Below are 12,430 nucleotides of genomic sequence, written 5' to 3' on the forward strand. Positions count from 1 at the left end.
CAGGAACGGGATGGGACGGGTAGGGGCGGCGGGGGCGAAGAAACCCCCGGGAATGCACCCCCGTTCCCGAAGGTTGCCCACCCCGGGGGCCGAGAAGCGAACGGGCGTACCCTGGTGTACGCCGAAGAATCGAAGCTACAGGGAGCCGATGTGTCCGCAGTCGCACCCGACGGACGCAAGATGCTGCGCCTGGAGGTCCGGAACGCCCAGACCCCCATCGAGCGCAAGCCCGAGTGGATCAAGACCCGGGCGAAAATGGGCCCCGAGTACACGAAGATGCAGAACCTCGTGAAGAGCGAGGGCCTGCACACGGTCTGCCAGGAAGCGGGCTGTCCCAACATCTACGAGTGCTGGGAAGACCGCGAGGCCACGTTCCTCATCGGCGGCGACCAGTGCACGAGGCGCTGCGACTTCTGCCAGATCGACACGGGCAAGCCCGAGGCCCTGGACCGCGACGAGCCCCGCCGCGTGGGCGAGTCCGTGGTCACCATGGACCTCAACTACGCGACCATCACGGGCGTCGCGCGCGACGACCTGGAGGACGGCGGCGCCTGGCTGTACGCCGAGACCGTGCGCCAGATCCACGCGCAGACGGCGAACCGCGAGAGCGGCCCCACCAAGGTCGAGCTCCTCGCCCCGGACTTCAACGCGGTCCCCGAGCAGCTGGCCGAGGTCTTCTCCTCCCGGCCGGAGGTGTTCGCGCACAACGTCGAGACGGTCCCGCGCATCTTCAAGCGCATCCGCCCGGGCTTCCGCTACGAGCGCTCGCTGAAGGTCATCACGGACGCCCGCGACTACGGTCTGGTCACGAAGTCGAACCTGATCCTCGGCATGGGCGAGACCCGCGAAGAGGTCAGCGAGGCCCTGCGCCAGCTCCACGAGGCCGGCTGCGAGCTCGTCACCATCACGCAGTACCTGCGGCCCACCGTGCGCCACCACCCCGTGGAGCGCTGGGTCAAGCCGCACGAGTTCGTCGAGCTGAAGGAGGAGGCCGACCAGATCGGCTTCTCCGGAGTCATGTCGGGCCCGCTGGTCCGCTCCTCGTACCGCGCGGGCCGCCTGTACCAGATGGCGATCGAGAAGCGCGGCTCGTACGTCGCCTCGCAGGCCGTCTGAGGCGAGGCGGGAGGGGGTCGCGCGACACGTTGCGCGACCTGCGGGATGGCACGCAGTGCCACCCTCGGCGTGTGAATCCGAGCACAAGCAACTACCCACCGGTAGTGGCCCATACGACGCGGTCCTGACCGTCCCCGCAGATGGGGACCCCATCAGGGCCGCGTCAGTGTTTTCGGCCCGCGCATCAAGGCTTCATTGGCGTTTGACCGGTCGGTCACGCCCTGGTAACACCATTCAGTGACCCTGGTCTTACGCCACGTAGAGCCCTAGCCAGAGCCGCCATCCCGAGGGGGGACCTCCACCATGCAGACCGCACCCGTACGCGCCACACCGATTCCGTCGTTCGGCGATGCACTCCGTGCCGTCGAGTCGCTGCTCCTGAGCAGCGGCCAGCGCACCGCCCGCCGCAACGCCTGGACCTCCGTCCTGGAGGACCGCCGCCGCGCCAAGGACCGCGTCGAGGCACAGCTCGTCATCGAGAAGAGCCTCAGCGGCCGTCACTGAGCCGCCGACCCGGCACCGCCGTCGTCGGCACTTCCCACGCCACGTAGACTTCACGGCATGGCGAGGAAGGAATCCGCAGCGGACGCTGCGAACCCCGGGCGACTCAAGCAGATCGCCCTGACTTACAAGATGACCCGCAAGGCCGACAAGATGATCGGTCTTGTACTCGCGGCTGTCGGAATCGGCACCCTCGGTGTCTTTCTCGCGATCGGCTTCTTGATCGGTCACCCGATCTATCTCGGCATTCTCGGCCTCCTGCTCGCCTTCCTCGCGTCGGCGATCGTCTTCGGACGCCGGGCCGAGCGTGCGGCGTTCGGGCAGATGGAGGGCCAGCCGGGTGCAGCCGCCGCGGTGCTCGACAACGTCGGACGCGGCTGGACGACCACCCCGGCCGTGGCGATGAACCGCAGCCAGGACGTGGTCCACCGGGCCGTCGGCAAGGCCGGCATCGTCCTGGTCGCCGAGGGCAACCCGAACCGGGTGAAGAGCCTGCTGGCCGCCGAGAAGAAGAAGATGGCCCGCATCGTCGCGGACGTGCCAGTGCACGACATCCTCGTCGGCACGGGCGAGGGCCAGGTCGAGCTCAAGAAGCTCCGCACGACGATGCTGAAGCTGCCCCGCGTCCTGTCCGGCCCCCAGGTCACCGCGACCAACGACCGGCTGCGCGCACTCGGCGACCTCATGTCGAACATGCCCCTCCCGAAGGGCCCGATGCCCAAGGGAATGCGGATGCCGCGCGGCGGCCCCAAGATGCGCTGACACACTCCCGTACGACGAAGACGCACTCCGCGTACGACGATGGGGGCGCCCCCATCGTCGTACGGACCGGGATCCGTCAGATCTACCGGCCGGGACCTGTCAGAGCCATCGGCCGGGATCCGTCAGATCCTGACCTCGACCGTGCGGGCCAGGCGGTCGTGCAGGCCCCTGCCGTCGCGGTCCCAGATCAGGGCCGGGAGGGCGACGCACAGGAGGGCCGTGCGCAGGAGGGCGCGGAGCGGGTTGACCGTGCCGGTGTCCAGGGCGAGCACCCGGAGGCCGAACAGCCGCTTGCCCGGGGTGAAGCCGAGCGTGCCGACGGTCAGGACGCTCACGACGAAGAAGACTGCCAGCGCCCAGTTGCCCGTCGCCTGGCCGTAGCCGTCGGTGATCAGGCCGTATGCGATCAAGAGGCAAAGGCCCCAGTCGACGGCGAGGGCGCCCAGACGCCTCCCCGGGCGGGCGATCGAGCCGGGGCCCGACTCGGGCAGACCCAGCTGCTCGCCGCGGTATCCGAAGTCGGCACCGGCTTCTTCCGCGGCTGCGCGGGGTCCGGAGAGCCACGATCCGATTGCTTGCCTGTTGTCCACCCGTCCACGGTACTGCGCCCGTTTTGGCACGCGTACAGGTGGGGTGTTCCCGGCCCGGTCCGGTTAACTTGGGCGAAACAAATGGGTCACGCTTGAGAAATCACCCGTCCCTAAGGTCGGGCTCAGCGTGTGCCACCGCACTGGCCGCACGAACGAACTACCACCCCGGTCCACAGTGAGCGGGAGTAGGAGGAGCTGGATGTTCCAGAACGCCGACGAGGCCAAGAAGTTCATCAAGGACGAAGACGTCAAGTTCGTCGACGTCCGCTTCTGTGACCTGCCGGGTGTGATGCAGCACTTCACCCTGCCGGCAGAGGCCTTCGACCCGACCGAGGAACTGGCCTTCGACGGCTCCTCCATCCGCGGCTTCCAGGCCATCCACGAGTCCGACATGGCGCTCCGCGCCGACCTGTCCACCGCGCGCGTCGACCCCTTCCGCCGCGACAAGACGGTCAACATCAACTTCTTCATCCACGACCCGATCACGGGCGAGCAGTACTCCCGTGACCCGCGCAACGTGGCGAAGAAGGCGGAGGCGTACCTCGCGTCGACCGGCATCGCCGACACCGCGTACTTCGGCCCCGAGGCCGAGTTCTACGTCTTCGACAGCGTGCGCTTCGAGACCAAGTCGAACGAGGCCTTCTACCACATCGACTCCGAGGCGGGCGCCTGGAACACCGGTGCGCGTGAGGACAACCGCGGCTACAAGGTCCGCTACAAGGGCGGTTACTTCCCGACCCCGCCGGTCGACCACTTCGCCGACCTTCGTGCCGAGATCTCCCTGGAGCTGGCCAAGTCCGGCCTCCAGGTCGAGCGCCAGCACCACGAGGTGGGAACCGCCGGCCAGGCCGAGATCAACTACAAGTTCAACACGCTGCTCGCCGCGGCCGACGACCTCCAGCTCTTCAAGTACATCGTGAAGAACGTCGCCTGGCGCAACGGCAAGACCGCGACCTTCATGCCGAAGCCGATCTTCGGTGACAACGGCTCGGGCATGCACGTCCACCAGTCGCTGTGGACGAACGGCGACCCGCTGTTCTACGACGAGGCCGGTTACGCGGGCCTGTCGGACACCGCCCGCTACTACATCGGCGGCATCCTCAAGCACGCCCCGTCGCTGCTGGCCTTCACCAACCCGACGGTGAACTCCTACCACCGCCTGGTCCCGGGCTTCGAGGCCCCGATCAACCTGGTCTACTCGCAGCGCAACCGCTCCGCGGCCATGCGTATCCCGATCACGGGCTCGAACCCGAAGGCCAAGCGCGTCGAGTTCCGCGCGCCCGACTCCTCCGGCAACCCGTACCTCGCCTTCTCGGCGCTGCTGCTCGCGGGCCTCGACGGCATCAAGAACAAGGTCGAGCCGGCCGAGCCGATCGACAAGGACCTCTACGAGCTGGCCCCCGAGGAGCACGCGGGCGTCGCCCAGGTCCCGACCTCCCTCCCGGCCGTCCTGGACCGCCTCGAGGCCGACCACGAGTTCCTGCTCGCGGGCGACGTCTTCACGCCGGACCTGATCGAGACGTGGATCGACTACAAGCGCACGAACGAGATCGCTCCGCTGCAGCTGCGTCCGCACCCGCACGAGTTCGAGCTGTACTACGACGTGTGATCGACTCCGTGACCGACACGTACGCGTAGCGCGTCACGGCTGACGAACAGCTGACGAACGAAGCCCTGTCACCGCCCTCGGGCAGTGACAGGGCTTTGTCGTTCTTTGCCTGGTGGAGGGCCGATCCAGATCAATTCGTGGAAAGGCCCGGGTGCACACTGGAATCGGGACGAGTGCCCGATTTCGAGGTGATCGATATGCAGAGCCGCTTCCGGGCCGACCGGGGACTGACCGCGCGGATGGGCATCACGTTGTTCCTGCTCGGGCTGCTGTACGTGGCCTTCGTGGCCGTGCTGATCGTGCTGCTGAAGTCCTGGGTGCTGGTCGTGGTCATCGCCGCGGCGCTGCTCGGCGCGCAGTACTGGTTCTCGGACCGGATCGCGCTGTACGCGATGCACGGGCGGGTCGTCGAGCGCGAGGAGTATCCGCAGCTGCACGGGGTCATCGACCGGCTCTGCGCGACCGCCGACATGCCGAAGCCCGTGGTCGCCGTCTCCGACATGGAGATGCCGAACGCCTTCGCCACCGGGCGCAACGCCGACCACGCCGCCATCTGCGTCACGACCGGGCTGCTGCGCCGCCTCGACCCGGCCGAGCTGGAGGGCGTACTCGCCCATGAGCTGTCGCATGTGGCGCACCGCGATGTCGCGGTGATCACGGTGGCCTCGTTCCTGGGCGTGCTCGCCGGGTTGGTCGTGCGCTTCACCCTCTACTCGCAGGTGTTCGGCGGGCGGGGGCGCAAGGACCAGAACACGGTCGTCGTCCTGATGACGGTGATGGCGGTGTCCGCGGCCGTCTACGCGCTCAGCTTCCTGCTGATCCGGGCCCTGTCCCGGTACCGCGAGATGGCCGCCGACCGGGCCGGGGCCATGCTCACAGGGCGTCCTTCGGCGCTGGCCTCCGCGCTGACCAAGCTGACCGGGGACATCGCGAAGATCCCCACGCGTGATCTGCGGACCGCGCAGGCCTTCAACGCCTTCTACTTCACGCCCGCGTTCGGTGCCGCGCCGGGTGCCCAGCGGTACTTCTCGTCCCTGCTGTCGACGCACCCGAGCCTGGAGGACCGGCTTGATCAACTCGGCCGTATCTCCAGCGAGTTGGGCGAGGCGCCGGCCCCCGGGAAGGCGGGCTGAGCATGGGGTTCCTCGACATCCTCCTCGGCCGCAGCAGGCCCGTCGCGCCCGATCTCGACCAGCTCTTCGGGCTGCCGTCGGCCGCCGTGACGCTGGAGGCGGTGGCCGGGTTCACACCGACCGGGCACGGCTCGGTGTGCTTCGCGTCCGTCGAGGGGGCCGCCTTCGACGACGTACGGGAGGAAGTGCGGGAGCTGATCGACGCGGACTCGGAGCCGCCGGTGGAGGTGAGCCGGGACGACTACGGGTACACCTGGCTGGTGTCGCGGCGGGAGCCGGACGATCTGCCCGCGCTCGTCGGTGATCTGCACGCGGTGAACAGCACGCTGGAGGGCAGCGGTTTCGGCCCGCAACTGCTGTGCTCGGTGGTCGGGTTCCACCACGGCGACGGGCGGCGGCTCGGGCTCGTCTATCTCTACAAGCGCGGGACCTTCTACCCGTTCGCGCCGCTGCCCGGTGACGGCCAGCGGCGCGACAACGCGCTGGAGCTGCAGGTCAGGGCCGCCCTCGGGAACGACCTGCGGGTGGAGCAGGACCTGGGCCGATGGTTCCCGCTGTGGGGAGCGCCGGGCCTGGGCTAGCCGCTCCTCCCGTCGGGCCAGTTCCGCTAGTTCCGCTTCTGGCGGGTCATCCAGGGACGCTCGCGGCGGTAGCGGCGCTCCCACCTGGCCTGCTGGTCACGGCGCTGGCGGTACGCGCGGTAGTCGTTGTCGCCGCGCGCCGACGAACCCGACGAGCCGGCCGGACCCGAGGGGCCGCGGGGCGACGAGGAGCCCGTCGTCCCCTGGCCGGTGCGGCCGTAGCGGAAGTGCAGGTACAGCAGGGCGGCCCCGGCGAACCACCAGAGCGGGTTGTTGAAACCGAGGACGACCAGAGCGAGGATCGCCAAAATGATCAAGGTACCCATGATGGGTCTCCTTGTGCGTGGGTGGTGGGACCTTGAGATGTCCGACGCGGCGCTGGGGGCGGGCACCCGTCCGTCGGTGCGTTGAGAGTAGCCCTCAGGATGCCGGGTGATGCCTGTCCGACGGAAACGAATAACGCCAGCCTTCGAGGGCCAACGCTCACAGAACTCCTGAAGTCGAACAAAATCGGCACTCGGAGCGAGAATCCTGGGGTGGGGCCGGGACAGGACTCCGGGACAGGACAGTGCAAGGCGCGGCAGGGCAGGGCTACGGAGCGGCACAGGGGGTCGAGTGAGCGGACAGTTGCGGTACATCGAGGTGGCGGAGCGGCGGGCCCGGCTGGCCGTCGGGCAGCGGCTGGCCGGGGCCGCGCGGGCGGACTCGCCGGAGGAGGTCGCGGAGTCGCTGGTGGCGCTGCACGGGACGGATCCCGCGAGCGTCTTCCTCGCCGTGGGCGCACGCCTGGCGGACGCGGCGAAGACCGTGCCGGAGACGGAGCGCGCGCTGTACGAGGACCGGACGCTGGTGCGGATGCACGGCATGCGGCACACCGTGTTCGTGTTCCCCACCGGGCTCGTACCGGTCGTGCACGCCTCCACCGGGCTCACCGTCGCCGCGCGGGCACGGGCCGCGCTGATCAAGGACATGGCCAAGGCGGGGGCACCGGACGCGGAGTGGCTCGCGGAGGTGGAGGCGTCGGCGCTGGCCGCGCTGGCCCGCCGCGGGGAGGCCACCGCCGTCGAACTGGCCCAGGACGAGCCCCGGTTGAGGGAACAGTTCGTCTACGCGGCGGGGAAGAGCTACGAGGGTGTGCACACCGTCTCCTCGCGGCTGTGGAGGGTGCTGGGCGTCGAGGGCCGGGTCGTACGGGGACGGCCACTGGGCTCGTGGACGTCCACGCAGTTCCGGTGGGCGGTGGCCCCTCCCTCCCCCGAACTGCCGGTCGCCGAGGCCCAGTCGGAGCTGGTGCGGCGGTGGCTCGCCGCGTGCGGGCCGGCCACGGAGGCGGACCTGAAGTGGTGGACGGGCTGGAAGGTCAGTGACGTACGCGCCGCACTCAAGGCGGTCGGGGCGGTGACCGTGTCGGTGGACGAGGGCGTCGGATACGTCCTCGCCGACGCCGTGGAGCCGGTCGGGGCGGTCGAGCCGTGGGCCGCGCTGCTGCCCGGCCTGGATCCGACGGCGATGGGCTGGCAGGAGCGGGACTGGTACTGCCCGCCGGAGCTGCGGTCCGCGCTCTTCGACCGCAGCGGGAACATCGGGCCCACCGTGTGGTGGGACGGGCGGATCGTCGGCGGGTGGGCCCAGCGGCCCGACGGCGAGATCGCCTGGCGGCTGCTGGACACCGAGGGTGTGGGCCGCGAGGCGCGGACGTCGATCGAGGCGGAGGCCGCGCGGCTGCACGCCTGGGTGGGCCCGACCAGGGTGACACCGCGCTTCCGGACGCCGCTGGAACGGGAGTTGGCGGCGGCCTGACGCCGGGAGTCATCGCAGCCCCGACTCGTCGCACACCGAAGGGCGGCCACGACCCGGTGCGCCGCCCGCCCCGACGAACGGGCGGCGCACCAGGCATGAGCTCAGCGGGCGTACCTCATCAGGGCTCGGACCATGTGGCACGTGGTGTCCGACGGCGGGTGGATCCCGACGAGTTGGGCCGTGCTGCGGATCTTCTCGTTGCGGGCCTGGTTCGGTACGTACACACCCGAGTCGAGGAGGGCGATCGCGAGTCGCATCGCCTTCAGACGGCGGTTGTGCGTCACGTACCAGTCGCGCGGGCGGCCCGGTGGCAGCGGGCGCTTCTCGACGGGCTCGTACGGCAGGTCGAGCAGGACCGCCCTCTTGGATGTGGACTGAGTGGGCAGCGGGCTGAGTGCGGCAGCGGGCACAGGCATCCTCCTGTCGCGGTCAGGGAACCGTCCGGCCTCTCCGGCGGCCCCCTCGAACACTACTTATAGTTTACCGGCCACCACTGACAATCAGCGAGCCCAGGACGTCCAGTAAATGCCCAGGTGGGCAAGGCAATTGGTGCCGTGTCACACATGGTTTGCGAGATGTGCGTGGGGCGGCGCCAATTCGAACAGAGCCACCCCCTCACCCGTCGTCGTTCTTGTCCCGGCGGCCGAGCTGTGGCTGACTGGCGATCCGGTCGAGGGGGAGGGTGCATGGGCAACTGGGTCGTCGTCGTGCAGTACTACAGCGACACGTACAGGACCGAGTTCATCCGGCGTGGGCTGGAGACGGAGGAACAGGCGCTGGAGGAGCTCCGCGCCGCCGTCCACACGTACCTGCCGAGCAAGCACGTCGTCGAGCAGTGGCGCCAGGTGTACCGCCTCGCCGGCCAGGAGTCGTACCTGGTGGTGATCAAAGGCAGGCTGACGAAGTGGGAGTGTTCCCTGCGCGTCGCGGAGTTGATCTCGGACACGACCGATCCGTCCGCGCCCGAGCGGGCGCGGACGGAGGACGTTGTAGCAGAGGACGCCGTGCCGGAGGACGCTGCGCCGGAGGACAGTGCGGCGGAGGACAGTACGGCGGAGGTGTCCGACGGACCGCAGGACCGGATTCCGCCCGGCTACTGAGCGGCGCGCCGAACTCCGCTCGGCCGGTCGCCGTCGCCGCCGCCGGTCAGCCGGTCAGCCGGTCAGCCGGTGAAGGAGTTGGGCCCGAAGCGGCCCCACGCGATGAAGGCCGCGAGTGCGAGATAGGCCAGGTTCAGCAGTACGAACCTGGATTCGCCGAGCCGGCCGTGGGTGACCATCGCGCCGATCATCAGCAGGACCCAGCAGACGGCGGTCACCGGCACCAGGACGGGGGCGATGTCGAGTGCGGCGGGCAGGATCAGGCCCACCGCGGCCAGGAGTTCGAGGACGCCGAGGCCTTTGACGAAGCCGACGCCGGCGTCCTCGGTCCATCCCCCGCCGTGGGCCGCGGCCAGCGTCTCCTTGGGCACGAACGTCTTGCTGATGCCGCCGGCCAGGGCCACCGCGGCCAGCAGTCCGGCACAGATCCACAACGCGAGGTTCATGGGGGTCACGCTCCTGTTGCTCGGCGTCTCGCTCCACCGCTCCGGTGGGGTTCGGGCATGGAGACGCCGGACGGCGGAGATCTGTGACATGGCGGCGCCGCCCTTGAGGCGGGGGCGAGGCGGCCGGGCATACCTTGTGCGGTATGGAGATCTGGATCAATCCGGCATGTTCGAAGTGCCGCAGCGCCATCAATCTGCTGGACGAGGAGGGGGCCGCGTACACGGTTCGGCGGTACTTGGAGGACGTGCCGAGCGAGGCCGAGATCCGGGAGGTCCTGGAGCGGCTCGGGCTTGAGCCCTGGGACATCACCAGGACCCAGGAGGCCGCCGCGAAGGAGCTGGGGTTGAAGGAGTGGGCCCGGGACGCCGGTTCGCGGGAGCGGTGGGTCGCGGCGCTGGCGGAGCATCCTCGGCTCATCCAGCGGCCGATCATCACCGCGGACGACGGAACCGCCGTCGTGGCACGTACGGACGAGGCTGTACGGGACGCGCTGGGCCGAAGTCAAGATGAGGATCCCTCAACTTCCGTGTGATCTTTGTTACTTGGGTGACTCGTGTGAGCTGATGAGCAACCCCGTTCGGTATCTCGTACATAGCGGCGGACGGTCACCGCCAGGGGTGGCCGGGGACAGGAGCCGTTCATGTCACGCAGGAGAACTCTCGGCCCGAAGAAGAAGATCGCGCTGCTGGTGAGCGCGGCGGCCGTGGCCGGCGGCGGGGCCTTCGCCTTCGCCGCCACCTCGAACGCGAGCACCAACGCTCCGGCCGCGCAGTCCTCGGTGGTCTGCGACGGTCTGGCCACCGCGCTCGGCAACAACGAGAAGTTCATCGAGGGGCAGCGCACCAGCCCGGACGCCCAGTCCGAGGCGCGGATCGCCAACCGCGAAGCGGTGATCGCCCAGATCAAGGTCCAGCAGGAGGCCTCCGGCTGTGAGGTCGGCGAGTCCTCACAGGCAGGCGCGCCCCAGGGGACGCCCGCCGAGTCGGCCCCGCCCGCCGCCGACCCCGCCGAGCAGCCCTCGACAGCGTTGTCATCGCCCGCCGCCGGTGACGCGGGCGATGACAACGCTGTCGGCGGCCAGCAGGTCTGCAACGGCTCCACCGTCACCCTCTCCGGCGAGGACGGCGCCCCCGCGGCGTCCAGCAACCAGTTCCCGGCCGGTACGAAGCTGAAGGTCACGAACCTGGACAACAACAAGTCCACGACCGTGGAGGTCACTTCGGTCTCCGGCAGCTGCGCGCTCCTGAACAACGCGGCGTTCGAGCAGGTCCGCGAGCCCGGCAAGTTCCTGATCCGCAGGGCCCTCATCGAGAAGGTGGGCTGACGGGGGACGGCTCCCGTCGGTGAGACCCCGCCGCGAGTGACCGTTCAGGCCGCCAGGAAGCCGGTCAGCCTGCGGTTCAGCTCGGCGGGGTCCGTGTGAGGCAGCGCGTGGTGCGACACGTCCGGCAGGACGGCCACCTCCGCGCGCGGCAACAGGGTGGCGGCGCGAGCCGCCACCCGTCGTGCGTCATGGGCCCTGCTCCTCTCCGCCAGCAGGACCAGGACCGGCAGACCGAGCGCGCGCAGGGCCTCCGGCTCGGGGGCCGGGCCCGTCACCGGCCGTACGAGCGGGAACGTGCTGGCCTCCTCCTGAAGACGCAGCCAGTCGTGGTCGAGCGGGACTCCCCCGGTCTCCCACTCCAGGAAGGCGCGCAGCCGGCGGGGCGAGCGCCGCAGCATCATCGACCCGGCACGCAGCAGGTAGGCCGCCCTGAACCCGGAGAAGCACTTCGTCGGGTCGAGGAGGAACAGACGGCTCACCCGCTCCGGCGCGTACAGCGCGTACTGCAGGGCGATCCAGCCGCCGTACGAGTGCCCGCCCAGGTGGATCCGGGCGGCCGGGGCGGCGCCCATGTCGTGCAGCAGCGCGCCGACGAGTTCGTCGAGCCACGCGGTGAGGTCTTCGACCGTGCGCAGGGGGCTCTCGGTATCGCGTACGCTGCGGCCCGGTTCGCCGATCAGGTCGACGGCGTGGACCCGGTGCGTACGGGCGAGTTCGGCCGCGTTGGCGAACCAGGAGGCCGAGGTGGCGCCGCCTCCGCCCGGTAACAGGAGGAGCGGGGCGCCGTCGCGCGGACCGCAGACGTTGACCACCGTCTCGCCGAAGGCGGTGCGGACGCTGATCTCCTCCCGGTCGGCGGGCCACTTGGCCATGACCTTGTCGTACGCCACGCTGAAGTTCATGCTGCCCTTCCCCTCCCCCATGTTCCCTCTATTATCTCGCTGAACGAGATACTCACTCATCGAGATGATAGACGGGGACGCGGTGTGAAGGACCTGGGGCCCGAGATGGAGATCGTCCATCTCCTGCGCGCGGCCACCGTCGAACTCGGCCTGCACAGCGCCCGGTTCGCACACGACAACGGCATGCACGCCACGGACGTCCGGGCGCTGATCTGCCTCATGGACGCCCGCAGGGACGGGACCGAGATGACGGCGGGCCGGCTCGGCGGTCTGCTCGGACTCAACTCGGCGGGGACCACCGCCGTCGTCGACCGGCTCGAACGGCTGGGGCACGCGCGGCGGGTACGGGACGGACGCGACCGGCGCCGGGTGCTCGTCGAGGTGGAGAAACGGGCGGTCGAACTGGGCCAGGCCTTTTTCGGCCCGCTCATCGGCCGGTCCGTGGAACTGCTCCGGGGGTACGACGAGCGTGAACTGGCCGCGATCCGGGGCTTCCTGACGGGCGTACGGGAGGCCGCGTCGGGCGCGGCGTCGGGCGCGGAGCCGGATGGGTGATCCGGACCCG

The 12,430-nt window shown here is 69.7% G+C and carries 16 protein-coding genes; 11 read left to right on the forward strand and 5 right to left on the reverse strand.

The genetic code is table 11. The features are described from left to right. Positions 1-150 precede the first annotated feature (150 nt). From lipA to AOK17_RS05275, 3 genes are all read left to right on the forward strand, one after another. On the forward strand, positions 151-1,116 hold the full coding sequence (gene lipA / locus AOK17_RS05265; RefSeq protein ID WP_055611119.1) for a lipoyl synthase: 966 nt from the start codon (positions 151-153) through the stop codon (positions 1,114-1,116). Positions 1,117-1,419: 303 nt separating this feature from the next. After that, positions 1,420-1,620 carry an SCO2195 family GlnR-regulated protein gene (locus AOK17_RS05270; RefSeq protein ID WP_055611120.1) on the forward strand — a complete coding sequence of 67 codons (201 nt, stop codon included), beginning with the start codon at positions 1,420-1,422 and terminating at the stop codon, positions 1,618-1,620. A 57-nt stretch (positions 1,621-1,677) separates the two neighbouring features. After that, the gene (locus AOK17_RS05275) at positions 1,678-2,379 is read left to right on the forward strand and encodes a DUF4191 domain-containing protein (RefSeq protein ID WP_055611121.1); all 702 of its coding nucleotides are present in this window, start codon (positions 1,678-1,680) and stop codon (positions 2,377-2,379) included. Positions 2,380-2,501: 122 nt separating this feature from the next. On the opposite strand, the gene AOK17_RS05280 is transcribed toward AOK17_RS05275, so the two are convergent. Beyond that, positions 2,502-2,969 (reverse strand): RDD family protein, encoded by a 468-nt coding sequence (locus tag AOK17_RS05280; RefSeq protein ID WP_055611122.1) that lies wholly within the window; start codon positions 2,967-2,969, stop codon positions 2,502-2,504. A gap of 199 nt (positions 2,970-3,168) precedes the next feature. Here AOK17_RS05280 and glnA point away from each other — a divergent pair, with 199 nt between their 5' ends. From glnA to pspAB, 3 genes are all read left to right on the forward strand, one after another. Beyond that, positions 3,169-4,578: a type I glutamate--ammonia ligase gene (gene glnA, locus AOK17_RS05285; protein WP_055611123.1), complete on the forward strand. Its 1,410-nt coding sequence runs from the start codon at positions 3,169-3,171 to the stop codon at positions 4,576-4,578. 197 nt (positions 4,579-4,775) lie between these two features. Further along, positions 4,776-5,711, forward strand: coding sequence for a zinc metalloprotease HtpX (htpX, locus tag AOK17_RS05290; protein WP_055611169.1), 936 nt, complete (start codon positions 4,776-4,778; stop codon positions 5,709-5,711). A gap of 2 nt (positions 5,712-5,713) precedes the next feature. Further along, positions 5,714-6,292: a PspA-associated protein PspAB gene (pspAB, locus tag AOK17_RS05295; protein ID WP_055611124.1), complete on the forward strand. Its 579-nt coding sequence runs from the start codon at positions 5,714-5,716 to the stop codon at positions 6,290-6,292. A gap of 26 nt (positions 6,293-6,318) precedes the next feature. On the opposite strand, the gene AOK17_RS05300 is transcribed toward pspAB, so the two are convergent. After that, on the reverse strand, positions 6,319-6,618 hold the full coding sequence (locus AOK17_RS05300; protein WP_055611125.1) for a hypothetical protein: 300 nt from the start codon (positions 6,616-6,618) through the stop codon (positions 6,319-6,321). A gap of 289 nt (positions 6,619-6,907) precedes the next feature. On the opposite strand from AOK17_RS05300, the gene AOK17_RS05305 reads away from it, so the two are divergent. After that, positions 6,908-8,092, forward strand: coding sequence for a winged helix DNA-binding domain-containing protein (locus AOK17_RS05305; protein WP_055611126.1), 1,185 nt, complete (start codon positions 6,908-6,910; stop codon positions 8,090-8,092). 101 nt (positions 8,093-8,193) lie between these two features. On the opposite strand, the gene AOK17_RS05310 is transcribed toward AOK17_RS05305, so the two are convergent. Continuing rightward, complete coding sequence (locus AOK17_RS05310) at positions 8,194-8,502, reverse strand: hypothetical protein (RefSeq protein WP_055611127.1); 309 nt, start codon at positions 8,500-8,502, stop codon at positions 8,194-8,196. Between the two features lie 276 nt (positions 8,503-8,778). On the opposite strand from AOK17_RS05310, the gene AOK17_RS05315 reads away from it, so the two are divergent. Continuing rightward, the gene (locus AOK17_RS05315; protein ID WP_055611128.1) at positions 8,779-9,192 is read left to right on the forward strand and encodes a hypothetical protein; all 414 of its coding nucleotides are present in this window, start codon (positions 8,779-8,781) and stop codon (positions 9,190-9,192) included. A gap of 62 nt (positions 9,193-9,254) precedes the next feature. Here the strand turns inward: AOK17_RS05315 and AOK17_RS05320 are convergent, their stop codons facing one another. Further along, entirely contained in the window at positions 9,255-9,638 is a 384-nt protein-coding gene (locus tag AOK17_RS05320; RefSeq protein WP_055611129.1) for a DoxX family protein, read from the reverse strand. 143 nt (positions 9,639-9,781) lie between these two features. Here AOK17_RS05320 and AOK17_RS05325 point away from each other — a divergent pair, with 143 nt between their 5' ends. Next, entirely contained in the window at positions 9,782-10,171 is a 390-nt protein-coding gene (locus AOK17_RS05325) for an arsenate reductase family protein (protein WP_055611130.1), read from the forward strand. A 108-nt stretch (positions 10,172-10,279) separates the two neighbouring features. Then, on the forward strand, positions 10,280-10,963 hold the full coding sequence (locus AOK17_RS05330; protein ID WP_055611131.1) for an RlpA-like double-psi beta-barrel domain-containing protein: 684 nt from the start codon (positions 10,280-10,282) through the stop codon (positions 10,961-10,963). 44 nt (positions 10,964-11,007) lie between these two features. Here the strand turns inward: AOK17_RS05330 and AOK17_RS05335 are convergent, their stop codons facing one another. After that, positions 11,008-11,865, reverse strand: coding sequence for an alpha/beta fold hydrolase (locus AOK17_RS05335; protein WP_245697019.1), 858 nt, complete (start codon positions 11,863-11,865; stop codon positions 11,008-11,010). A 105-nt stretch (positions 11,866-11,970) separates the two neighbouring features. Between AOK17_RS05335 and AOK17_RS05340 the strand changes: the two genes are divergently transcribed. Beyond that, on the forward strand, positions 11,971-12,420 hold the full coding sequence (locus AOK17_RS05340; RefSeq protein ID WP_055611170.1) for a MarR family transcriptional regulator: 450 nt from the start codon (positions 11,971-11,973) through the stop codon (positions 12,418-12,420). Positions 12,421-12,430 lie beyond the last annotated feature (10 nt).

The organism is Streptomyces phaeochromogenes, from assembly GCF_001418655.1.
In the GTDB taxonomy this organism is placed as follows: domain Bacteria; phylum Actinomycetota; class Actinomycetes; order Streptomycetales; family Streptomycetaceae; genus Streptomyces; species Streptomyces phaeochromogenes.